Annotated in this window: 25 protein-coding genes; 3 read left to right on the top strand and 22 right to left on the bottom strand. The window is 27.9% G+C overall.

What is annotated here, in order from left to right; all coding sequences use genetic code 11:
* Nucleotides 1–138 precede the first annotated feature (138 nt).
* Together JW646_RS16640 and JW646_RS16635 are read right to left on the bottom strand one after the other, a co-directional pair.
* Entirely contained in the window at nt 139–885 is a 747-nt protein-coding gene (locus JW646_RS16640; RefSeq protein ID WP_228415718.1) for a CPBP family intramembrane glutamic endopeptidase, read from the bottom strand.
* Between the two features lie 286 nt (nt 886–1,171).
* Nucleotides 1,172–2,212 (bottom strand): epoxyqueuosine reductase, encoded by a 1,041-nt coding sequence (locus JW646_RS16635; RefSeq protein WP_228415717.1) that lies wholly within the window; start codon nt 2,210–2,212, stop codon nt 1,172–1,174.
* Nucleotides 2,213–2,345: 133 nt separating this feature from the next.
* On the opposite strand from JW646_RS16635, the gene JW646_RS20370 reads away from it, so the two are divergent.
* Entirely contained in the window at nt 2,346–2,600 is a 255-nt protein-coding gene (locus JW646_RS20370) for a LysR family transcriptional regulator (protein WP_148556549.1), read from the top strand.
* Here JW646_RS20370 and JW646_RS16625 read toward each other — a convergent pair.
* Complete coding sequence (locus tag JW646_RS16625; RefSeq protein WP_228415716.1) at nt 2,550–3,806, bottom strand: Gfo/Idh/MocA family protein; 1,257 nt, start codon at nt 3,804–3,806, stop codon at nt 2,550–2,552. The two genes, JW646_RS20370 and JW646_RS16625, sit on opposite strands and share 51 nt — an antisense overlap.
* Nucleotides 3,807–4,043: 237 nt before the next feature.
* Between JW646_RS16625 and JW646_RS16620 the strand changes: the two genes are divergently transcribed.
* Nucleotides 4,044–5,090 (top strand): hypothetical protein, encoded by a 1,047-nt coding sequence (locus JW646_RS16620; RefSeq protein ID WP_228415715.1) that lies wholly within the window; start codon nt 4,044–4,046, stop codon nt 5,088–5,090.
* A 164-nt stretch (nt 5,091–5,254) separates the two neighbouring features.
* Here JW646_RS16620 and JW646_RS16615 read toward each other — a convergent pair whose 3' ends face one another.
* Nucleotides 5,255–5,851, bottom strand: coding sequence for a hypothetical protein (locus JW646_RS16615; protein ID WP_228415714.1), 597 nt, complete (start codon nt 5,849–5,851; stop codon nt 5,255–5,257).
* A 374-nt stretch (nt 5,852–6,225) separates the two neighbouring features.
* Here JW646_RS16615 and JW646_RS20155 point away from each other — a divergent pair, with 374 nt between their 5' ends.
* Nucleotides 6,226–6,351, top strand: a complete 126-nt coding sequence (locus JW646_RS20155; RefSeq protein WP_255701434.1) for a hypothetical protein — start codon at nt 6,226–6,228, stop codon at nt 6,349–6,351.
* A 215-nt stretch (nt 6,352–6,566) separates the two neighbouring features.
* Here the strand turns inward: JW646_RS20155 and pepV are convergent, their stop codons facing one another.
* The 18 genes from pepV to JW646_RS16530 form a co-directional block, all read right to left on the bottom strand.
* Complete coding sequence (pepV, locus tag JW646_RS16610) at nt 6,567–7,916, bottom strand: dipeptidase PepV (RefSeq protein ID WP_228415713.1); 1,350 nt, start codon at nt 7,914–7,916, stop codon at nt 6,567–6,569.
* A 351-nt stretch (nt 7,917–8,267) separates the two neighbouring features.
* Nucleotides 8,268–8,714: a hypothetical protein gene (locus tag JW646_RS16605; protein ID WP_228415712.1), complete on the bottom strand. Its 447-nt coding sequence runs from the start codon at nt 8,712–8,714 to the stop codon at nt 8,268–8,270.
* Nucleotides 8,715–8,790: 76 nt separating this feature from the next.
* Entirely contained in the window at nt 8,791–8,973 is a 183-nt protein-coding gene (locus JW646_RS20365) for a CPBP family glutamic-type intramembrane protease (RefSeq protein WP_408647710.1), read from the bottom strand.
* Nucleotides 8,974–8,999: 26 nt separating this feature from the next.
* Nucleotides 9,000–9,161, bottom strand: coding sequence for a CPBP family glutamic-type intramembrane protease (locus JW646_RS16600; protein WP_228415711.1), 162 nt, complete (start codon nt 9,159–9,161; stop codon nt 9,000–9,002).
* A gap of 521 nt (nt 9,162–9,682) precedes the next feature.
* Nucleotides 9,683–10,252, bottom strand: coding sequence for an HNH endonuclease (locus JW646_RS16595; RefSeq protein ID WP_228415710.1), 570 nt, complete (start codon nt 10,250–10,252; stop codon nt 9,683–9,685).
* 430 nt (nt 10,253–10,682) lie between these two features.
* The gene (locus tag JW646_RS16590; protein WP_228415709.1) at nt 10,683–10,883 is read right to left on the bottom strand and encodes a hypothetical protein; all 201 of its coding nucleotides are present in this window, start codon (nt 10,881–10,883) and stop codon (nt 10,683–10,685) included.
* Nucleotides 10,884–10,885: 2 nt separating this feature from the next.
* Nucleotides 10,886–11,305 (bottom strand): GNAT family N-acetyltransferase, encoded by a 420-nt coding sequence (locus tag JW646_RS16585; RefSeq protein WP_228415708.1) that lies wholly within the window; start codon nt 11,303–11,305, stop codon nt 10,886–10,888.
* A 187-nt stretch (nt 11,306–11,492) separates the two neighbouring features.
* Nucleotides 11,493–13,433, bottom strand: a complete 1,941-nt coding sequence (locus JW646_RS16580; RefSeq protein WP_228415707.1) for a rhoptry family protein — start codon at nt 13,431–13,433, stop codon at nt 11,493–11,495.
* 5 nt (nt 13,434–13,438) lie between these two features.
* A complete protein-coding gene (locus tag JW646_RS16575) occupies nt 13,439–15,343 on the bottom strand; it encodes an AAA family ATPase (RefSeq protein ID WP_228415706.1) in 1,905 nt (634 codons plus the stop codon).
* A 157-nt stretch (nt 15,344–15,500) separates the two neighbouring features.
* Nucleotides 15,501–16,184, bottom strand: a complete 684-nt coding sequence (locus tag JW646_RS16570; protein ID WP_228415705.1) for a M48 family metallopeptidase — start codon at nt 16,182–16,184, stop codon at nt 15,501–15,503.
* Between the two features lies 1 nt (nt 16,185).
* Nucleotides 16,186–19,446: a type I restriction endonuclease subunit R gene (locus JW646_RS16565; RefSeq protein WP_228415704.1), complete on the bottom strand. Its 3,261-nt coding sequence runs from the start codon at nt 19,444–19,446 to the stop codon at nt 16,186–16,188.
* A gap of 173 nt (nt 19,447–19,619) precedes the next feature.
* A complete protein-coding gene (locus JW646_RS16560) occupies nt 19,620–20,264 on the bottom strand; it encodes a hypothetical protein (protein ID WP_228415703.1) in 645 nt (214 codons plus the stop codon).
* A 123-nt stretch (nt 20,265–20,387) separates the two neighbouring features.
* Nucleotides 20,388–20,612, bottom strand: coding sequence for a hypothetical protein (locus JW646_RS16555; protein ID WP_228415702.1), 225 nt, complete (start codon nt 20,610–20,612; stop codon nt 20,388–20,390).
* Nucleotides 20,613–20,710: 98 nt separating this feature from the next.
* On the bottom strand, nt 20,711–21,052 hold the full coding sequence (locus tag JW646_RS16550) for a hypothetical protein (protein ID WP_228415701.1): 342 nt from the start codon (nt 21,050–21,052) through the stop codon (nt 20,711–20,713).
* 78 nt (nt 21,053–21,130) lie between these two features.
* Nucleotides 21,131–21,307: a hypothetical protein gene (locus tag JW646_RS16545; RefSeq protein ID WP_228415700.1), complete on the bottom strand. Its 177-nt coding sequence runs from the start codon at nt 21,305–21,307 to the stop codon at nt 21,131–21,133.
* A gap of 120 nt (nt 21,308–21,427) precedes the next feature.
* Nucleotides 21,428–21,568, bottom strand: a complete 141-nt coding sequence (locus tag JW646_RS16540) for a hypothetical protein (protein ID WP_228415699.1) — start codon at nt 21,566–21,568, stop codon at nt 21,428–21,430.
* Between the two features lie 294 nt (nt 21,569–21,862).
* Complete coding sequence (locus JW646_RS16535) at nt 21,863–23,179, bottom strand: restriction endonuclease subunit S (protein ID WP_228415698.1); 1,317 nt, start codon at nt 23,177–23,179, stop codon at nt 21,863–21,865.
* A gap of 10 nt (nt 23,180–23,189) precedes the next feature.
* Nucleotides 23,190–25,523 carry a type I restriction-modification system subunit M gene (locus JW646_RS16530; RefSeq protein ID WP_228415697.1) on the bottom strand — a complete coding sequence of 778 codons (2,334 nt, stop codon included), beginning with the start codon at nt 25,521–25,523 and terminating at the stop codon, nt 23,190–23,192.
* Nucleotides 25,524–25,563: the final 40 nt, after the last annotated feature.

Below are 25,563 nucleotides of genomic sequence, written 5' to 3'. Positions count from 1 at the left end.
ATTTATTATATAAGTAAGGATTCTTTAGTATGTATAAGTTGCAAGATTGTTGGAATTTAAAAAGGCATACACATTTTTGTGTATGCCTTTTTTGTATGCGTCAAAATCTTTGCCTAGGTTACAATTAATAATTCATATTTAATTTAAAAATATAATAACACCTAGGAAATTATTTAACATATGTAAAATAATATTGTATTTTATATCCTTGGTTTTAATATAAATATATGTTAATGATATTGATCCTACTAATTTTGGAAGTGCACTTGATATTACTGATAAAATAATATTGTAATTAGAATAACCCCAATTCTCAGTGTGTAAAAGCATAAATAATATAATATTAGTTATTATTACTATGTTTTTAACTACATTATTTTTCATATCTAAATAATCAGATGCAATATTAAAATATACACCTCTAAATATTAATTCCTCCATCAATGGACGAAATGTAAATGCACTTATTAATAATATATTACTAAGTTTCATATTAGAAGCATTTCCATATGGCATTTGCTCAGTAATGTGCGAACACAAATACCCCCATAACATACTCATTATTGGCAATGATAACGTTAATAATATATATTTTTTATTATAGTCAAGAAGGCTCTTTATAGATATTTTCCTATAAGCATTTTCTAATATTCCATTATTATATATCTTACAGAATATTGAAATTATTACAAAATAACCTGTAAAAAATATAATAGCATTAATAATATCACTTGAAGATAACCCTTCAGTTCGTTCAAAAATTTGAATCAGCAAAAGTGATATACATGCTACTAAAAATATTAATATGGCTCCACAAAAATTAAAAAAATATTTTGGTAATAAACTAATTACTCCCTTTGTTTTTTCCTTATCTACAGTGCTCATAAGTCCCCCTTAAAATAATTTAATTCAACACAATAGTAGCACTAATTTTTCTAAAGGCTATATTTATTACGAAATCGTTAAGTTATTCTCCACCTTTCTTAGTCCTTTTTGATACTTTATTTTTAGGCTATGTTAGCTTTATCAAGAGTAAATCTAAAATAATATTAGAACAACTTAATCTTAACAGATTATATATGTGTAGTCCGTAATATATTAAAATTGCGTACTTAATTATATTATATATGATTAAGCACGGAGTTATCTGACAGAGCCCATATATTAACAATCATAGAATTCCACTGATAATTTTTTCTTTCGCCCAATAAGCCATTTTACGGACATTTTCATTTTCGTCATTACATGCCATATTAATATATTTCTCATAACTTTTATTATAATTATTTAACATGGCATTAATTGTATTACTTTTCCATTTCCACACATCATCTTTTGGTATATACCAAAATTTAGAACTCATAATATTTCTTAAAAACTCATAATCCATTTCAATTATTTTTTCTAATGATATTAAATCACCTAAATCTTCTAAATACGGAAATTCCTCTTCTTCAGACCATTTGTTTTTGTTAAAAGGACACACATCTTGACAAACATCACATCCATATACCCAGTTTCCCATCTCGCTATTATGCTTGTCCTTACTTAAATCCCAACCTTCCCAAGTATTAAGACAAGAAACACAAGTATTTCTATTTATAGTATAAGGTTCTTGCAAAGATTTTGTTGGACAAGACTTTACGCAAATATTGCAATTAGGTGGACATTTTTTCAGATTATTTTCAACTTTCAAAGTAAGTTTTTTGTCAATAACCCAAGCTTCTAAGTATACCCAAGAACCTGATTCAGTGTATAGGAAATTATTCTTTCTGACAATTCCAATACCTGACTTAAGAGCAGCCCATCTTAGAGCTGTTACACCGAACTCTCTATTAGTTATATTTTTTAATCTTAATTCATTTAAATAATTTTCAAATAATAGACTATCTTGATAATCTTGGCTATTTGTATCTGTACGACTATCCACTAAATAATACTTGCCAATTAATCCTTCTAAATGTTTAGGTATTTTATATTTTCCATATCTTCTTGTGCATATAATAATTGATTCAGCCCAAGGATAATCTTTTTGTAAATTTGCGAAACTATAAAATTCCTTTGAATGCTTCTCTATTTCTGGAAACTTATTTATACGTTCTCTAAGTTTATCACTATATTCTTTCATATCATCTATACTGATGATTCCACAATTCTCATATCCTAATTCAATTGCTTTGTTTTTTATTTTATACTCTAGATTTAAATTCATGGTTATACCCTCTTTCAAAGATAATATTTATATAATCTATAATCTATTGTATATTTACTTTATATATTTGTATAATTGAAATATATAAAGTTTATTATCGAAAAAATCGATATATAAAGAAAGGAGCATAAACTTGGAAATAAGACAATTAATTACCTTTGAAAAAATTATTGAACTAGGAAGTTTTACAAAAGCTGCCGATTACTTAGGTTATACTCAATCTACTGTCACTTCTCATATACAAGAATTAGAAAAAAGCCTTAATGTCAAATTATTTGATAAGGTTGGCAGAAAAAATATCCTGACATCCTCATATATCACTTGCAAAAAAGCTTCATTATATTTGATCCTTCCAAAACTTTTCCACATTAACCACTTCATGATTTAATCTAGAATATTCTCCTGCAAATGCCATTACATGACTCTCCACAGAAGTAATTGCACTACTTTTTACTTCCTTATTATTTGAACTTACGGCTTTCACAAACTCTTCCATTAGTTTAAAATCCCCTCCACCATGACCACTTTTTACCACCTTAGGATGAATTACTGTGTGGTGGTTATCTCCAAATTTATGCACCTCTATTACATTCTTGTGAAAATCCCCTCCCACTTCTCCATGGGAAAACATAAGCTTTATAGTTCTTGTGCAATCCTTTGTAAATGCACATAAGTTGAAAGTGGCAGTTATATTGTTTTCAAACTCCAATATACTTACCATATGATCCACCACGTTGTTGTCACATTTGTACACACATCTTCCATAGGGGCCAGTAGTTATAGCCTTTGCCAAATTTTCTTTTGTAGGGTTGGCATCCACTGCATATAGAGATGCCTTAAGTACATCATCTTCCAAATATATTTTCTTCGCACTATAGGGACAGGCTTCCTCAGCTGCACAGTCCACACATTTATTTGCCATGTTTTCCTTGAAGCTTTCTTCTTTCATATGACTTAGGCTTCCAAAGGAAGATATATATTTGCAACTTTTCCCTGTTAGCCATAATAATATATCCATATCATGACAACTTTTAGCCAATATTAGTGGACTTGTTTCATGGCTATTTCTCCAGTTTCCACGTGTATAGCTATGTGCAAAATGATAATATCCTATGTTTTCATTGTGTTGTATGCTTATAAGGTCGCCTAATTCTTTGCTGTCCACTATTCTTTTTAGCTCACTGAAAAATGGTGTATATCTTAGAACGTGACATATGATAAACACTTGGTCTTTGTGTTTTTTTGCCAGTTGTCCTAGTTTGATTACTTCCTCCAGTTTATTTGACATGGGTTTTTCTAGTAATACATTATATCCTTTTTCTAGGGCTGTTTTAGTTGGTTCAAAATGGGATTCATCACTGTTGGCTATTATTATTGCATCTGCTAATTTAGGTTTTGATAAGAGTTCTTCATATGAGTAATATGTATTTTCTTCTTTTATATTGTATCTATTTTTAAAGTTATTTCTTTTTTCTTCCTTGGGTTCTGCTACTGCTATTATTTCTCCTAGGTTGGGGTTTTCCAGTAGATAGGGTGCGTAGGCATTCATCCCCCTTGATCCTGCTCCTATTACAGCAACTGATATTTTTTTCATACTATCTCCACCCTTAATTTGTATTATAGGTAATTGTTTCCTTCTATTTATATATTCATGTAAACATAATTAAAATGAGAAAAATTTAAGCTTTTAATTAATATTTTTGTCTTAAGATTTGTTTAGAAACTGAACAATTTGTTGTTCTTATCAAAGCTCATTGTTACAATATGGTTAAAATGTAATTTTTTACATTATTGTAAATATTATAATTTATTCTAAAGGAGTATAAATTTCATGAAAAAAAAATTGGTAATTCCATTTATAGTTGTACTTAGTCTATTTTTTTATATAGTGTCATCAAATATTAATAAAGAAGTTTCTGATTATGACTATGGTGTAGTATATAGCTTGACTCACTCCAAGTCTAGAATAGTAACATATGATAAAAGTGGGAAGCTAATCGACGATAAAAAATTGAAATTTAGAGGAGTTAATCTAGGTGGTTTTACTGAGGTCGGTTTAAAAAACGGTGATGATATTTATTATGCAGATCCAATTTATAAAAACCATATTAATAATTATATAGTTAAAATAAATATGAATACATTAAAAGCCAAGGAAGTTGATGCTTATAATATTTCTCCTACAATTTTTTGCATAGATGATAAATACGCTTACACAGGTGCTTCTAATACACAAGGAACAAATATTAATAAAACAGATATTAAAAAAAATAAAGTGATTGAATCTACAAAAATTGATGATGCAGGATGTTTCTTATTAGAAAATAAAGATAAGCTTTATTCTATAAATAATGACGATGATGTACAAAAAAATTGTCATACTAATTTATATATTTTAAATAAATCTAATTTAAAAGTTAGTGATACTATTGATTTAGGCGAATCAACTTATGTGTCTGACGCTAAAATAATAGGTGAAAATATGTATGCATTACTATATTGTGATGGAAATGATGAATACTCAAACATAATGCTGAAAATAAATTTAAAAGAAAAATCTATAGAAAAAATTAAGTTACCATTTAAATACTTAGCACGTATGCATTTACATAATAATAATCTATATGTAGTTGAATATGAATCACATGATAATGATACTGGAAATAGAATTGCTAAAATTAATTTGAAGAATATTGAAAATATCAAAGTATTTAAAAGTAAAAACAAAAACAGTTGTAGTTATATTCATGACAATAAATTTATATCTTGTGACGGAGAATATATATATACTTATAATATTGATGATTTTAAACTATTAGATAAATTCGAAATTAAGCAATTTGATGATTTGAATTTTGTGTCTTTTTACATAAAATAAAGAATGCCTAAAATTAAGGCCCTTTAAATCCGAATAAGTGGATTTTAAGGCCTTTTTTAGCATTCTGATAAAAAATACCATATAAAATTATTTAAACTTACGGCTTTTACGAATTTTTTGTAGGATTGACATCCACTGAATATAAATATTCCTTAAGTTTCTTTTTATTCATGAAAGTAATGATATGGATCATCAGGATCTAAATATCCTGGATTTATAACATTGCCATATTCATCTCTACCATTATCACCTCTATAATCATCATATGGACATTCATTTTCCCATTCAAAATACAATGTTTCTTTTATATCTTCATGAATTTCATCTAAGGTAGCTATTAAATTGTTCACGTTTTTAAAATAAGTTTTCATTCTTTCAATTTCGAATTTTGAGAAATAGTGATTTATATTTACAGCCTCAGGCCTTTTATTAATGCTTATTGTTTTATATGTTTCTGTTATTGCATTTACATAATCTCTTTGCCTTTTACTTCTATCTTCTGTATATTTATATAATTCATATTTTACACTACTTTTAATATCTTCCTGTGTTCCATTGCATAATCTGTTCATTATTTCTGATAACTCAGAAGTTATAAGTCTTACCTCTCCACATAATTCATAACATATAATATCATATATTTTGTCATATAATTCTTTATTTGAAAATTCTTCTCTAATTTCCTCGTGTATATCTTTAATTCTTCTTCTTCTAGTAGATTGTCCACTTAAATTTGGATTTTCATCTGAACTTTCCAACATAATGCATACCCCCTAATAATAATTATTTGCACTTACAAGTTCTATCCTGTTTGCCTAATAACTATATATTCATATGTTAATTTATTTACCATTATGTTACTAAAAATCTAAATAAATTTAGCTGAATATAAGGATGCACTTGAAAATGACGAGGCTATACATATAGATTTATAAGAAAATTTGATTAGATAACTCTCTTAATAATAAAAGAGAACTATGGTATTTAAAAGTATATAGGTTACTTAATATATTCTAAAATCAAACAGGTATCTAATATTACTTAGTTATGTAAGATATTTGTTTGATTTTTATGCATTATGCTATGATTAAATTAATAATTAATATAAATATAAATAAAAAAAGGGGGATTTATTATGGAATTAGCAAATAGCACTTATTATGCCTTTGGAATATCTACAACTTTTGTTTATATAGCTTTAAGCATAGTAATTATAGTTGCAGGAGTTTTTTTATATAAAAAATTAAAGAATAAAAAGTAATATTTTATTGAACAGAACACCATACTTGTAATTTTAAGATATTGTATCACTCTATCCTTTGAAGTTTCTGTAAAAGTTTGTTTTTGAGATATTATTCTCATTTTTTATAATTTTAGATATAAAAATAAGGCAAGTCATATTTTATATAACTTGCCTTACTCTTATTAATTTTATACCATAGCTGCCTTTTTATTAACTATATTATCTCAAATACATTACTTTGAAAGTAACTCAAGTGCATTGGCATATATTTTAGCCAAAGTTATCAGACTATCTATTTTTATATATTCATGATTAGTATGTTCCACAACTTCCTCTCCTGGAATGCATGGACCAAATGCTACTATATTATTAAGGTGTTTTGCATAAGTTCCTCCACCAATTGCAGTAGCCGTACTATCTCCATCGTAGAATTCACTATATACATCTGTTACAGTTCTTATAAGTCTACTATCCTTGCTCACATAAAGTGGTTTTGCATTTTCCACATTCTCTGCATCAAATCCTTGTAACTTAGCCAAGAAAGTTTCCAATATTCCTTTCTCAGTCTTTGTGCATGGGTATCTTAGGTCCATATGTACACGAAGTTTTCCATCTACAACCTCTACAATACCCATATTCATTGTTAATGATCCTGTTTCATCTTCCATATCTACACCAAGTTCAGCTCCAAAAGTTCCTTCACATAAATACTTACGTATAAATGCAAGTTTTTCTCCTTCTTTACCTTCAACAAGGTTGTTATCTACTAAATATTTAATTAATATGCCAATAGCATTTTTACCTGTATGTGGTATACTTCCATGAGCAGGAATACCCTTAGCTGATACAGTTACGCTTCCATCAGCATTTTCTTTGCAAGTAATGTTTTGTGTCTCTGGACACGTTTTCCCAGTGATAATAGCTTCAGCTTTATCAGGAACAGCATTTACCACTATTCCACCAGCTATGCTCTTAATGTTTGAACCATCTGTCAAATCAAATGGAGTAGTTAGTTCAAAACGAAGAATTCCTTTTTCACCATAAATTGCTGGAAAATTAGCATCTGGTGTAAACCCGTAAATAGGTGCTTTTTCTCTTTCATTATAATACTCCATATCTTCACAACCTGTTTCTTCATCACATCCAAAGATAATTCTAATTTTCTTAGAAGGCTTGAACCCTGATTCTTTAAGTGCTGCTAATGCAAACAAAGCTGCATTTATAGGTCCTTTATCATCAACAGTACCTCTTCCCCATAATTTATCATCAACTATTTCACCAGAATAAGGCCCATATTGCCATCCATCTCCCTCTGGAACTACATCCAAATGACCAAGAGCACAAACGTATTCTTCCCCTTCACCATATTCTGCATATCCATAATAATTGTCTACATTGGTTACTTTAAACCCTAGTTTTTCAGCAATCTCAAGTTGTTTATTAAGGGCTTTACATACTCCCTCACCAAATGGCATTCCTTTTTTAGGTGTATCTCTTAAACTTTTAATTTTAACCACATCTTGTACGGCTTTGATTAATTCTTTACTGTTTTTTTCAACGATTTCATTTAATTTATTATTCATTTCTTATACCTTCTTTCATAAAATAATCATATTTTATTTCATTTAATCAGTAGTTATATTTTTTTGTATAACTTAAGTGAAATTCTTATAATAATAAATACTGGGCCTAAGTATTATGTTAACTGTTGTATAATACACTACCATTTATTATAGTCCTCAATATAGTCAAGAGTCAAATTGCATGGCATTTTCAGAATATTCCCCCATATATACATTACCTGTCATGCCTTACTGGAAACAAATAGGTAAAGCCATCAATCATAACAAAAGATGACACTAAGTGTCATCTTTTGTACATCCTGTAAATTGTGAGAAAAAACCTAAATCTGGTATGTTAATTCATTGGATTTGCTATTTTTGCTTTTCTAATATAATCTTTGTAGTTGTGCCCATAGCTGAAGCTTCATAGCTTAATTGGCCATTTTCGTATGTGATAGCTTTAGTATCATCATTTGATGCTAGCATAGCAGTTTCAGTTTTACTATGGTCATTTTTAGAATTCCATGAATAAGGTTCTTCAGCAGTTTTTGGAGCTACAAAAGAACCAGCCCAATAAAGTGATTTTGTATCACCGTTATCACTTATCCAGTAGATTGTAATAGTCTCATCACTTATTGTTGCCGCCTGATAAGAGTCATTAGATTTGCTATTTTTTTGTTTCCATTCACCCTTCAAGTCAGGTATTTTCTTTTGCTGTGTTTTACATCCGTTGCCAGAGCTTGTGGAAGTAGAACTACACCCAGTACATATTGTTGTGAGCATGACCATGCAAAGGCCAATCATTACTAGTTTTTTCATTTTCATTACCCTCCTATATTTTTAATTAGTCCTAATATCAAAAGATTACCAGCCCAGAAACAAATTAAAATATAATTTATGCTAGTAGCATGAAAGAATTATACACTATATGCAAAATAATATTATATTTAATATCTTTAGTTTTAATATAAATGTAAGTAAGTGATATTGATATAGCTAACCTTGGGATAATTGCTATTAATAGTGATAAAATCAAGTTAAAATCAGCTAGATTATAACTAATATAATGAACACTCATAAACATTATAATATTAATTATAATTACTATTTTTTTACAGTTTTATTATTTATATCTAGCCATGTAGATGCAATATTAAAGAAAATTCCTCTAAATATCAGTTCTTCTATAATTGGTGAATATGTAATGGCACCTACCCAGAAAATAAAACTAAGTTGTATATTAGGACTATTTTTTATTTGAGGCATAATTATTGGTAGGACTTTACCAACTAATAATGCAAATAATATTGAAATAATCAATAATGATAGTGTTAATAGTATATATTTTTATGGCATTCTAAGAAATTTTATATATATATTTTTTTATACAAATCCTGTAATATCCCATCGTTATAGACTTTACTTAACAGGAGTATTACAATAAAATACGTTATAAAAACTACTATAATACTAAAAGTTTGATTGAAAAAAACTTTTCAATTAATTCAATTGTTTGAAATATTGAGAACGTAACAACTGTTGCTAAAGATATTAATATCGCTCCACAAAAACTCAAAAAATATTTTTTATAATTTGAAACATCCATTAATTCATCCTTCCCCAGGAACTTAAATTATACTAGCTTATTTAATAATTGTAGGTTGATCTCTTAATGCTTTCAATCTCCCAAGTAAATCTACATTATAGCAAATTTTCAACATTAGCTATAATCAAAACTTGACACACAGTAGCAAGTCTAGTAATTAAAATGACTAGACTTGCTCTTATTAACTTTTGATAAATAATTTAGATATTGAATACCATCTTTTAATATAATTATCGCTTAACAAGGTAATATCTTTTTCTACTATCTCTACAAATATTTTTGTCAATCCATCCCACTCTTTTATATCCCCTGCATCATGAATTTGCCATCTCATTTGTTCTAAACTCCAGTTTGATTTTATTGAATTATTTAACTGAGATGTTGTAACCAGGTTATTGTCTATATCTTTTCCACCAGTTGCAATAGGGTTAATATGATCTATGGTAGGTATAAGTTCCCAATAAGCTACATGCGTTTTATCCATTTTCCAGTTTCTATGATAAGGAAATTCATCTGGAAAATATACAGAAAAGACTTTTAAAATACCTGGATTTAATAATTTTTCTCCACTATATCTATCAATAAATCCATCCCTTACAAATATTTTCAATTTTTCTTTTTCCGTATAATTTCTTTTATCTCTTTCCTTGTATTCAAACTTATATTCATTATTTATAATTTCTACAGCTTCATTTCTTCTACTATTTAACAATAGTTTACAGGCTCTTTCTATAATTTCAGCTTTATTCATCCTAATCCCCCTGTGTATCACTTTATCTTATCAAAATATTAAGTATTATTTTTTATCAATAGCATCTGCTATTATACCTTCATTAAATCTATCTCTTAATATATAATCTTCATCTTCATAAAAATCGTAAATATAATGTTGAATTCCCTCATACAATTCTTCCTCACCTGCTACTCTAAAGATTGCCCGACAAACTCCTTAACCCATTAGGAGTCTAGAATTGGCAGCGTTTACTATAACATCTGTGTTCATGTTTGTAATATCATTATGTAAAATTTGAAATTTCATGGTACTACCTCCGTATAAAGTTCTTGACTAAATTATAGCACAATAAGTTTATTTTCAAGTTCTGTATACATATGAGCGTATTTGTATTTTAAATAGTTCAATTAAAAAAGGTACTACCTGATTTTAGGTAATACCTTCTAATTTACATATTATTTAAATTTAGTTTTAAAGTTATTTTTGTTACACCATTACTTCTAGTTACTTGAAGAGATTCTTTAAACTGTTTTATAAATGTATCTCTCTTTTTACTCACCTCTAAATCTTCACGTTTAAGTTTTCTCACAAAATTTTTAGCAGAATTGTCAGTTAATAAAATTTTCTTATCCTCATATATAATTGCCATATCTACACCTCCTCAAAGTAATCAATTACTAGGTCATAATCGCTAAAGTCTATAAACATAGGTACTGTTATATCATCTTGCTTACAATTATCTTCCTCTAAATATTGAAAACCTCTATCTTGATACCAACTAACTTTATAGCTTAGTGCATCTGTTAAAAGGCACCTACAGCCTATAAATTCAGATATTTTTTCTGCTTCAACTGTAATATATTGTAACAAGATTGTTCCTATGCCATTGTTTTTATATTTATCATCTATAGCTAAACATATTAAATATACGGTTGGATATGTTTCTGTTATTTCATCTTCTTCTATTTCTATATTTTTAAATTCTATAGTGAAATATGCTACTATTATTTCATTGATAGCAAGTTCATGACACAAACCGTCAAGAACTGCACCCATCCTTTTATACTTCATATTATTACCAAATATTATGTGTATAAAAAAATCGGAAAATTCTGTGGTAGAAGTATTTTTAATTAGTTTTTGGACTAGCAATAGTTTGTACTAAACACTCATGTAATAAAAGTTTTATATTTATAATAAAATTTTATTATATTCATGCAAAAACATTACTTTATATAAATAGGTGCTGTATATTTAATTAATTTATATCTCCTCTATAAGACTTGCCACAAACAGGACAGTGAACATCCCATTCAAATTTACTTTCCCTATGATAGTTGGAGTCAATGTATTTATATAAATTTCTTATACAATTAGGATGCTCTCTTATTCTATATCTGCATGAGTTTTGAACCCAGAACGTTCCACATTTTGAATCTTTGCATTCATAATGTGCTTTGTAACTATTACTTTCTAAAGTTGAGCCTTCTTTACCACATTCAGGGCATAAATCATCCCATCCCATATAAAAATGCATTACTAATTTCCCAAATATACGAATTCCTTTATCATCACTAGGTCTTAGTTTAAAATATCCACATTTATGAGGTTTTAGCTTTTCAAAGTCATCTTCTAAATCTTCATCTGGGTGTACTAAAAAAGCACCAGGAGATATCTGTGATAATTGTATATATCTATGTGCTGATTTATTCAAATCATTAAATAATATGCCACCTTTTCTACTATAAGGTTTATATTTTGCATCTAAAAATACTTCTTTAGACTTGTATTCATCAATAAATACTAAGCTTATATCTGGCATTTGACCTTCCAAGTTCTTTTCACTTGTTATTACTATTTTATTATTATTACAGTTTTTTATTTCAATACTAAATCCACGTAAAGTAGAGTATTTATTGTAATAATCTATCATATTATCAATCACATTAATTTCACCATACTTAAAATTAAGGTCATTAATAAAGTAATCTAGAACTTTGAAAAATACCCATTTTTCATATAAGTCTGGAGATTTTATTAAATCATTTTGAAAAATACTTAGTATTTCATTTTTCCTTAGTAATTTATTTACAATTTCAAATTTCTCGAAAACTTGCTGGTACAATGGATTAAAATTAAATATATGAGTTTCTTCCCATTCATCTATGCCAGTAATTACAACAAATATGCCTAGTTCTAACGTTGTTTCTAATTTCAAATAAAGGCTTTCCCATATCTCTATTCTATTTTTTATATATATGCCTTTATTTTTTAGAATTTTTATTTTGTAATTAGCTTTTTGTATTATATTGTTATCATCAGTTTTAATCTTTTGTATATCTTGTATTTGAGATCTTATACTACTAATAATACCTTCTTCATATCTTTTTTGGTTCCGACAAGTTTCTAATAATTCTTTAATAGCTCCTTTTAGGATTCTATGCTCTTTAATATCAAATGACTTTTGATTTACTGTAGCATAAAAAGTATTTTTAAATGGATACATTTCTTGCTCAATAAATAATCTTGGATTAAACTTTTTTATTTTATCAATTTTGACAGTATCTTTAACTTCTATTAAACATTCCTCTGGTCTATCGTTTATTTCTTCTAAAATTTCACAAATATCTTGTATGTGACTATTTAATATATTTAAATTAATCAATGAATTGGCAGGACTTTCACCACTATAGTCTTTCTGATAGTTGTCAACTAAATTCTCCGTTATTATTCTTAATTGAGACTCCATAATTTCATACTCTTCTTCAGTTATTAGCGATGGCTTTATCTTAACTTCTGGAGTTTCAAACCTATCTCCGTTACTATCTTCTCCCTCAAATTTTATTATTCCACACTGATTTATACCAATAGGATAACTAATAGCTTGATAACTCTTAAGCTCTTCACTCCATGCATATTGTGGAAATGAAATCCACAATCCTTTCTCTACCTCTTTAAGCTCTCTTTTATAACCAAACTTACCTGTAGCATAAACTGATTTAAGTTCTTTATTAGTACTTATTCCTATTGTTCCATAGTTGTTGCTTACCATTGTATACTCAAAAGCTATATATTCATTTTCTATATAATCTACTTTTCTTACAATTCTAGCATTCTCTAATACACCATCTATATATTCATAATCATTGTTGGTGTGATTTGGCTTCTTCCAGACAGCATCTATTAAAACAACATCCATTTATTTTACCCCCAAAACTGTATTGTCCTTTTTCTACTCATCATCCCCTTAGCTTTTTCTTTCGAATCACCTTCAGGTAAATTATTTATAAAATTCTGAAATACCTGTAATTTTAACTCATCAGATTTATTAAATAGTACCCTAGGTAGTATCTTAGAGCTAACTATTTGATTAAATATAACCCCATCTTCAGCCTGTTCTACATTTATGTATTTCTCAATATGTTTTCTACCTCTTCCATTTAATCGTGCATTTGGTATTATATTAAGTTTATCTGTAATCTTAATAAATTCATTAGCCATATCTTTTATATTTTCATCTATAATAATATTATCATCTGCATATTCCATAAATTGTTCTATATTAATATCTAATATTCCCTCTAAGTAATTCTCTTCTAATTCTGACTTTATATTTTCATAGTCGTCTAAATGATTTAGCGCTATTATAAAGCTTCTATCTATTATTTTAGGACTTAGTGGTTTAACAGTTTCATCCATATTCAACGTTCCTACAAATCTTACATTTCTAGGAATAATAAATTTAGCTTGGTAATATAATACTAATTCTAAATTACCTCTTGCCGTTTCTCTATCTCCTTTTTTTAATGAGTTAATTTTTTCATCTATCTTATCTATACCTAGATCTAACAACTCTTTTTCACTTATTCCTAATAATTCTAATAATTCTCTTTTAACTTCATTATAAATTCTTAATGAGTATAAGTCTAAGTATCTTTCATTTACATTTTTTTCTCTAACACTTAAAAAACTTGAAAAATAATATTCTATATGTGCCAAGTTCATCTCGTCTAAACAGATTATATGTATACATTCTGGATCATATTTAGCTTCTACTAATGCATCTAAAAAACTTGTTGATATATATTTTCTTTGTATCGGATTAAAGAAACCTAGTAAATCTTGAACATCAGTCCAACTTGACTGAACTGCAATATGATGGACTTTGAATTTATTTATTATCTTTCCAATCTGATTTACTAAACTTGATTTTCCTGTTCCTGATGGCCCTGAAAGTAGTACAATTTGATCTATTGCAATAGCTTTATAAAACTTATTTATTACGTCATATTTATAAACTAAACCTTCATTTTCATAATGATATAACAATCTTTGTATGGAAACAATTGTATCATTTAAATTATCTACAGTAATTAATTTACTATTACCTTGTGAGTGTCCATTGAACTCATTCATATTTGGAATAAAATAGGTTTTAAATGAATTTATTTTATTTTTTAACTCCTGCAAGTCATTATCAAGAACTTTTACCTTTCTTTCTCTAGTATGAATTGATTTATCTAAACTCTTAGATTCCTTTTCTTTTTCTTTTTTTTCTAAAACTACTTCTTCTTTCTGTTTCTCTAAATTTTCTATTTTTTCAAGTATTTCATCAGTTTTGTCCATATAAATTTCTTCAAATCTTTCATAGATAATAGGAATTATTTCTTTATTATCTTCAAACTTATTATTTAGGTATTCTGCAAACTTATCTCCATATAAATCCTTTATTTCTGTACTCTTAGGTAACTTCCTTACTGTTTCAGAATCAACTTTCACTAATTTTTCAAGGTATTGCCAGGACGTTTCCGGTTCATATTCTCCTACAACTAAATCATTTATATTAAACCCTGTATCATGAGAATAAAATACAACACTTAATTTTTCTCCATCAATAGGATTAATAATAGGAGTTAATTTATTGGATGGATTTAAGACATCCATAAAATGTATCCATGAATCTTTGTCGTCATTAAACTTTTTCCAAGTTATTTTACAAATTATTTCTTTTCCTAACAACCCTTGTGATTTCAAATCTCCAACAATATTTTGTACTACTTCTTTTGTAAGATCTTCTTTATTATAATTTCTTTTTATTTCATCTATCACGTCTTTATCTCCCCAAAACAATCACATGTATTAATTTTTTATGCCTATATTATACATAATATATTTTATTTTCACAAAATAAAAAGTAAGGATATCATAATAAAAATATCATTACTTTAATTTAGTTATTTATTTGTTCTTACTAATAACTTTCAAGCTATATATCTAATGCTGCTCCATTATTTTTTAACCATTCTTTTCTTTTCTCATAGTCTGGCATAACTTTATCTATAGCATTCCAAAACGCACTATCATGATTCTTATATTTAATATGGACTAATTCATGCACTACTATATAGTCAACTATTGATAATGGAGCCATAATACATTTAAAGTTGAAATTCAAATTCCCTTTATTTGTACACGATGCCCACCTATTTTGCAATTCCATAACTCTAACTTTATTAGGCTCAACACCGATCATATCTTTATACAAATTTATACGTTCCTCTATTTTCTTCAAGCCTTTTTCTCTGTAAAAACTCTTGAATACTTCTGCCGCATTTTCTAATTTAGATTTTTTTAAATAAAACCTTCCTCTGTATAACTTTAAGTCCACATCTAAAGTATCTACTATTTCCAATCTATAAGATGATCCTAAGTACATGAAACCTTGACCACTTACGAATTTTCTATCAATTTTAGAATAATTAAGTGATTCAAGTTCTGCCTTTTTTGTATAAATCCAGTATCTTTTAGATTCTATTATTTTTTCTACATCCTCATTAGATGTATCTAATGGTACTATTAATTTTATCGTTCCATCATTTTCTACTATCAAACTACTACTTCTTCTCTTTCGTCTGATTACTGCATAATTTATGTCTTTGTATGTCTGCATTTTAATTCACCATTAAATCATATCTTTTTCTTGCTAAATTCATTATTTCTGTAACTAGCATATCTTCATTATCCTCTAATTCATCTATACATGAATCTAAAAGAATATCTCCAACCCCTCCACTTACTTTTTTAACAACTACTGGATTACCCCAAGTTATTTTTTTCATTTCACATATTATAGTATTAACTATATTCACTGTTATAGATTTAATTTGTTCTTCATCTTCTATTTTTGAGTTTTTAAAAGCAATATTTAGTATCAAATCATAAAAAGGAGCTTCTTTTATAGAATCTAAGCCACATACACTATTGTCTTCTCTTCCTTTTAATATTTCTTCTAGTAATTTTTCAAGTTCTTTGTATCTAGCTTCTATATCTGTATCATACTTTTTAAGTATTTCGTCAAGTTTGTCACTAAAACTTTGATATAGAGCTGGGTCCATTGATTTGTTAATATTTATATGCTTTCTAGTAGCATGTTCCATTTCACTTGCTTTTGCCTTTGTTGATTTATTCTCTTCTAGATTCTTTTTAAAATCAACATCAAATAATTCTAATGGTCTTACTCTGTTACTAATACCTTTGCTTTCAACATGCTTATTTATTAGTTCTTTGATTTTTTCACCGACACCCATAAGGTTAATACTATCATCCTTATATCTATGTTTTATTCTAGCTTGAATATGTCCAAATGCTTTCATTGCTTGTATATACTTTTCTTCTATATTTAAATGAATTAATACATCTAAGCTCATTAAAAAGATTTTATAATCAGTTTCAAACTTTGCTCTAGTTTGTAAATCTTCACATACTTCAATACATCTTTCTAATATTTCATACTGCTTTTTAGCATCATTTATCTTATATGTTATATAGTCTTCTATTTCTATAATGCCCTTTTCTTTAAATAAATTTGTAAGCCTTAAATATCTATCATTTAATATTGGCTTCTCTGAATTTACATCAACTATTGCACTGTTTACTTCTTCTTCATCGTCACCACTATAGATAGCTAATGTCTCAGCTATCAAATCTGCATTATTGGCATAGTCAACTATATATCCTTTGTATTTATCCTTTGCTGTTCTATTTACTCTTGTTATTGCTTGGAATAAGTTATGTTCTTTCATTTTTTTGTCTAGATACATTACTTGTTCTATAGGAGCATCAAATCCTGTTAAAAGTTTACTACATACTACTAATATAGCTATACCCGTTTCAGGTTTATCATAGTCAAATTTCTTTTTGAAGTTTTCAATCGCATCACACTCTTTAGATTCTTTGGAGTACCTTATAACATCAGCCTTATCATTACCGCCATCAGAAACTATTACAGCTGTTTTTATAAACCTAAGCTTCTTTAACAATTCATCATTTACTAAATATCCATTATCTTCAAGTTCCTTTATTTTATCATCAATAGCTTGATCTAAGTATTTCTTATACTTAGCTGTGGCTACTTTAGAGATACAAACAACCTGAGCCTTAAACCCATTTGGTAATATTTCTTTACTATAATGATCTATAATATCGTATGATAGTGTCTTTATATGATTATCACTTTCTAAAAAGTCTTTATAACTTCCGTATTTCTTCTTTATTTCTTTTAACTCTTCTTCACTCTTATCTTTAAATACTTCATCGTACTCACTATCAAATGTAGCTTTATCTAATAAACCTAGCTTATCTTTTCTACCTATATACATAAGTTGCAATGTGGATCCATCTCTTACTGAATCTTTAGATTTATAAGTATCTATATAAGTACCAAATATATCAGTAGTTTTTCTCTTATGCTTGCCAGTAATTAATGGAGTTCCTGTAAAAGCAATTTTACATGAGTTAGGAAATGCCTTGAATAAATTTCCTGCTAATCCAAATGGATTATTCTGAGTTCGATGAGATTCATCTATAAGAATAAGTATCCTATCTGAATCATTTATAACACCTAATGCTTCTATATGAGGTAATACATCTTCTTTTTGAAGACCTAAAGAAATAAGTGTTTCTTCATCATCTTGATTTACTCTTTTATCTCCAAATTTATGCATCATCACTAAAGCTACATTAGAGCTATTAGTTGATAATTTAGATTTTAATTCTCTACTATTTTCAACTATATCTATAGTCTCTCCTGTAAGCTTTGCCGTCTGTGCTAATTGTTCTTCAAGATCTGTTCTATCATTTACCATAAGCACCTTATAGTCTTTTAGCATTTCTATATTTCTCATTTGTCTTACTAAAAATACCATAGTCAATGATTTACCAGAACCTTGAGTGTGCCATATAACACCACTTTTTTCTTTATAAGTTTTTCCACTTAATAATCTATCTATAGTTTTACAAACTGCTCTAAACTGTTGGTATCTAGATACAATTTTTATTTCTATTTTCCCATCTACATCTACTGGCTTGTATATAATAAAGTTTTTGATAATCTTTATTATATTTTCTTTATTTAGCATCCCTTGTACTAATACTTCTTGTGAACGTTCCTTACCTAAAGGTAATTCATACTCTTGGTATTTCTTTGGGTAAATACTTTTCCATGGTAAGTAATGGTCATAACTTGATGATATAGTACCTACCCTTGTCTCATCTCCATAAGTAGATATCATAAACTGATTGTAGTAAAAAAGTTGTTCTTCTCCTTCTTTTTCTACATTACCTGCTGTATTTAATCTCCTATTTTGATATCTTAGAAGCTGCGTTATCCCTTCTTCCATAGGATTAGTAGCATAAGAGGATGCCACTTTACACTCTATCACAACTACAGGTATACCATTTATAAAAAGTACGATATCTGGAATTATACACTTCTTAGCAGTTCCTACTGTATCTACCCTATACTGATTTATAGCTATAAAGCTATTGTCTTCAATGTTATCAAAGTCAATAAGCTTCACAGCTACATTATCTTCACCTGTTACTTCGTTTTTGTCTACCCTCGGCTTGCTATTTACTAATAATTCAGTAATAGCTTTATTAGCCTCTGGTAAACTTTTATAATTTGTATTTGTTAAATCATTGTATAAATCATTAAGTTGCTTATCAGTAAGCCACTCTCTATCGTCTTCTAATCTATTTATATATTTAACACCCTTTTTAAACTCACTTTTTATAACTATTTCTCTAAAATTTTCTCTTAAACTTATATTTGGATCAGTAGGTACTACTCCTTCTCGATGATCTATCACTGTCCAACCTAAGTTTTTTAGCTGAGTTAAAAAAGGGCTTTCTACCTCTATATATTCGCTCATTTTCCCCTCCATCCATATTTTTATAGTATATTCCATACTCTATTTACTAATATACCTATATTATAATAAAAACTCTTAATTAATCTTTATTTTCATCTATTTGAGCATTATCAAATTATTCTATTTTAAATAGTGCCTAAATTCTATGTACTTGTCATATTATGTATATTAATTTAAACTTTACCCTCAACTTCTACAAACCACATAGTATTTACTTTTTTCCAATTAAAGTCATAATCTTTTTTTAATTCTATATTTACATCTTTTCCACCTATTGGTGTATTTAGTTTAACTCCACCTCGAATTTTATGACCATCAGAAATATCATATTTCCAACACTTAGCAACCTTATTTTTAGGATTTATAAAATTTTCATTGTCATTCATAATTAGTGATATGCCAATATTAGCTTGATTGTTCTCACAATATTTTTCTAACAAGCATAAATCTTCATATACAGATTTCATGAATATATCGGTTGCCCCTCTTTTCCCACCAGATGATGCTATCTTTCTGTAGCACTTAAGTTCTATAGCTATTTTAAAGCTCTCAGTTTTAGATTCACCATAGAGTAATAAATCAACTTCTCTATTATTAGTTCCATCAGATATTGTAGTCTCTAATTCTAATTTTAACATTTCTTCTTTATTTACAATTATTATAGGTAATAATTGTTGCAATATATGTGCATACTGTAATTGCATAGATGCTTCCTTATTTATATTTATTAAATCATTTCCAACTTTTTTAGAAAATACATCCCACGCAAAAGATATCACTTCTCTACATCTTTCTTTTAAACTCCCCTCTAAATTCATAAATCCACCCCAATCGTTGACTTTTTAAATTTCATTTACTATTTCACTATCGATTGATACTAATACTCTCCAGTATCGATATCTTTTCTTTCATTATTTACAATAACTATATTTAATCTTTTATTAGACGTTAATCTTAACTTTTTTATACTCATGTTGTATTTGTCTTTTATCAAAATTCGTACTGATACAATAATGCAATATAGTTATTTCCTTGTCGTAATCTTCTATTAGTTCTCTAAACATACCATTTATATGACCATCATCCGAATTAAATGAGAATCCACAGACACATATCACGTATGATTCTTTAAATTTACTAAATAAATTTACATATCTTTCAGACATTTTGACAGATGTTAATGGCTTTATACCACTTTGAGTAAATAAGAATGGTACTATAATATGTTTTTTATTTTCATTTTCTTGTTTAGTAACAATTTTATTTAAATATGGATCATAATAATCATTAACAGACCCATTAAAAAAAATACGTCTTCCTTTGTTATATCTTCGATAAATGTATTATAGTTACTTGTTCCTACTCCTAAAATTTCAATTCTATCTTTTATCTTTAATATATCATGATAGTATCCATCTCCATTAGAAATACTCTCACTTTTCTTTTCTGCTATAGAAGTTATATATCTTCTTACAGTATAAAGAAATATCGTTATTTTAGCGAATTTACCCCAATCTGTGCTAGGATTATAGATATACCTCCAATTGGTGTCAATTAATCTTTGATAGTCTAGTGCTCTTGAAAATATATCTTCTAGTATCATCATTCCAAACTGTAATAGAATTTCTTCTTTATTATCTGAATTTATTTCTGATAAGTCCTTTATCTCATTTTCTATTAATAACTATAATCCTCTCATCCCAGTATTACTATAATCTAATGAAAATATAGAACCTAAATCATCAAACAAATCCATTATATCTGGGCTTTTGGGGAAAATATCATCATTAAGTCTATGAGTTATTTCTTCCCCTAAAGATCCTATTAGCAATTCTAATATATTTCTTATTATCTTTATCATATCTTTTTTGAAAACCGTACTCGTATTATCACATTGAATAAGACTTAATAATACAGAAAAATAATCTGTTTGGAATATTGTGTCTAGTTCATCACCTAATATTTTATTTAATCTTATTTCTTAGCCATAGTTTATTTCTCCAACTGCATTACCTGTTATATCTTCAATTATTTTATCTATGTTGATATTATTTTTACTTTTTATGTTTCTAACTATCCAAGCTATATTTTTATCAAAATTTTTCATATATTCTATTATCATATATCTCTTATTTTCTAGACTCCTTTTAAAAGAGAGTCATATTGAGTTTTTGCAAATGCAGTTAGTTTTTTATTTTCAAAGTCTTTAGGTAACCATAAAGAATAGTTTGACCTTGTATCTACATTTTTTAGTTGTTCTTTTATTTCTTCTTTATCTATAGTTGTATTTTATCTAAATATATCTAGTGCAAATTTTCCTCCTGATGGTAGCCCATAAGATATTTCTGCTCCCGCACCAAAAAATAATGATATTTTTTCATATACTATAATCCCCCTATACTATTGAACCTTTAGACTAATCTACGTCAACTCTTACTTTACCAGTAAGTAAATCTTCCATAAGTCCTATCTTAAGTTTATTTAATTTTTCAAGATATTTTTCTTCTTTATTGATTAACTGATCTTGATTTTCTAGTATAATAGCTATAGATTGTTGTTCTTCAAATGAAGGTTTTGCTATAAATGTTCCGCCTAAGCTACCTAAGTATATGCCTCCTTGAGCTGAAGCATTAACTAATTTATCTAATTGATTTTGATATTGTTCTAAATTCATATAATAATAAACATACTTATAGAAATCTTCATCTTTTATCCTTACAATACCAACACTCCTCTGAAAAGTAAATTCTATGTTATTATCTTCAATAATCGCTGTTCTACCTATAGTCCCTACTATAGTTATTAATAAATCATTTTTTTCTAATCTATAATTTTTATGAATACTGCTATAGTCATCTCTTGATATTCTTCTACAATCATCTGGTATATTCATCTTTCCATTATTAATATCTTTAGCACTAAGAAGAGGTATGCCTTTTTCTACATCTTTATGGGTTCCATGTGTTCCATCTTTTATTTGCGTACTAATATCTAATAGAGCCTTAACTTCCCAATCCCAAGGAATCTTTCCAATACCTTTAACCTCCTTAAACCTAGTTTCTCTAAATTTCTTACCACCCTTAATCCTAACTTTACCAGTTAACAAATCATCCATAAGCCCCTTTTTAACTTGTTTATACTTAGCAATAGCTGCCTCCGTTTTTTCAATATTCATATCTACATTAGAAAGAATTTTAGATATTTTTTCCTGCTCTTTTATAGATGGAATTGGAATATTTAGATATGCTAAACTTTTCTGAGATATTCCAACTACTGTGCTTCCTGTAGTAAATTGATTTAAGTATTCTTTAAAAAATTCAGACATGAAATAATATTTTAAAAAGTAATTATTAATTAATATATTATCAGTCTTTATACCAATAACTCTTTGACTTAATATATATTTTCTATCATCTTCTATTACAGCTACATTTCCTGCTGGTGCTTCTGTTGTCAAAATAATATCACCTTTATTTATATCACCTTTTGTCATCCAATTATTATAAAGTTCTAAACTTCCATAATGTGTTGGCAAATTAAAATCTATATATCCCATTTTAACATTATTAGCAGATAAAGCAGGTATATCCCCTCCCCACTTCATTCCTAGTTTTAGTGGGGTTTTCCCCCTAAAATCCAATATCTCTACTGCTTCTAAAAAACTTTTAACCTCCCAATCAATAGGTATTCTACCAATACTCTTAACTTCCTTAAACTCTGCACTAACTCTCATAATCATACCTCTATAACTCATAGCCTAATGACTTTAACATGTCATCAAGCTCATTTTGCAGACTATCTCTTTCTTTTAATATACTCTCAAGAGATGTATTATAATTATCAAATAATCCTTCTACTACCTTTACACAAACATCCAACTCTTCCTTTACAAAACTAATCACAGTAGACTTTAGATTATCATAATATCTATTTAAAACAGTATTTCTTACCTGTTCTTCACTTATATCCTCCATAGCACTACTTAATATAAGTTCTAAAGTATCATGCTCTCCTTGATTAACATTTTTATCATCAAGTAGCTTCGATAATATACCTTCCTTCTCATTTTTTATCATTTCATAGACTTTTTCATACTTAGGTAGCTTTATACCACTAATCTCTTTAGCCTTTATCTTTTCTTTTAAATTAGGTACTTTAAGCTCTATAACTTCACCCATAATCAGTAAATTAGATAACCATCCAGTAGCTGCTATTGCCTTTAGGTCTTCCTTTATCTCATCAAAATATGATACAAAAGCACCTTCTAATTTATTTAAATCTAAACTTTCAAATCCTATTAGTTTTTCTACAAATGAATTCATCATTGCTTTTTTTACTTCTGTTACATTCTTAGTTTCATAAAGATTAGCTATTTGTCCTATACTTTCATTCCACCAACCTTCATAAGCTGTTAGTATATTATTTTGTTTATTAACTACATTCTTATCTTTTTCTATAAACTTCTTAATATCTTCTTTACCATTTATGCTAGCTATAAAATCTACATAGTTTTCATTTTTGTTTACAAATAGCTTATCTATATTTAGTCCTTGCTTTATACAACTTTCCTTTATATCTTCTACTTCATTTTTTGGTACTGCACCATACAAATGTCCTACTACATCATTTTTTTGTGCTTCGTCTGTATTGTCTACATATCTTCTTATATTTAGGTTGTATCCTTCTTCTTTTATTTCTTCTATTGGTACCATTCTTGAATACTTTTCTAACTCTGCTTTATTTTCATAAGTATGAACTATTTTTTGTATATCTTGTGGTCTTATTTTATTTTGATTTTTTCCTTCTTTATATTCTTTATCTGCATTTATAAATAATATATGTTTTCTCTCTTTTGCCCCTTCTTTATTGATGACTATTACACATGCTGGTATTCCAGTTCCGTAGAATAGTCCTGATGGTAGACCTATTACGGATTCTATAATACATTTATCATCTTTCGTTATAAACGCCTCTCTTATAGCACCTTCTTCTCCACCTCTGAATAATACTCCATGTGGAAGTACACAAGCTACTTTTCCATTTTCTTTAGTAACTGATATCATATGTTGTAAGAACATTAAATCAGCTTTATCTTTTTCTGGAGAGAACCCATATTCAAACCTTTCTGTATATTTAAGGTTAGCTTTTTTATAATCAAGTGAAAATGGTGGATTTGCGATAACTCTATCAAACTTTTTCAATTCTCCATTTTCATCAAAGTGTTTTGGTTCTTCTAATGTATCATCATTTTCTATTTCGAAGCTTGTTATATCGTGCAGTATCATATTCATCTTACACATGGCCCATGTTGAACCAGTTATCTCTTGTCCATATAGTGCTAAGTTAGATGAGTCTTGTCCATTTTCTTCTATATATGATTTACTTTGTATTAGCATACCTCCCGAGCCTGCTGTTGGATCATAGATTTCCATTCCTTCTTGTGGTTTAAGTATATTTACAAGAAGTCTAACAACTTCAGAAGGGGTATAAAATTCTCCAGCCTTCTTACCTGCACTATCTGCGAAGTATTTTATTAAGTATTCGTAGGCAGCTCCTAATAAATCTGGTGCTTCAAAGTCTTCATTTTTCATAGGTATTTTATCAAATATTTGTATGAAGTCTACTAGTGTAGTATCTTTCATTGCTGTTTTTCCAACTTTTTTAGCAAAGTCTATTCCCTTTAATACTCCTTCTAGTTTTTCTATATTTGCTTCTTCTATATCAGATAGTGCTACGTTTAATTTATCTGCTACGTCTTTTTTGAAGTGAGCTATACCTGTATTTACTCCATTTTCATCTATGTAGTTCCATCTTGCAGTCTTTGGTACAAAAAATGTATCTCTGTATCTTCTATGATCTTCTATTCTTGTTATTATTTTTTCTTCATCTATTCCTTTAGCTTCTAGTTCTACTCTCATTCCTCTTTGTTTTTCTTCAAATTGGTCTGATAGTCTTTTTAAGAAAATCATTGCAAATATATATTCTTTATATTCATTAGCATCCATTTTTCCTCTTAAAATATCTGCTGCTTTAAGAAGTAATCTTTCTAATTTTGATAGTGATAATTTACTTGCCATTTATTATTGCCTCCTATTTTGTTCTACTGATAGGATATCA

Source organism: Terrisporobacter hibernicus (assembly GCF_020809405.1).
Taxonomy (GTDB): domain Bacteria; phylum Bacillota; class Clostridia; order Peptostreptococcales; family Peptostreptococcaceae; genus Terrisporobacter; species Terrisporobacter petrolearius.
The sequence above is the reverse complement of the archived record's forward strand: the minus strand, read 5'-3'. Positions and strand labels throughout refer to the sequence as shown.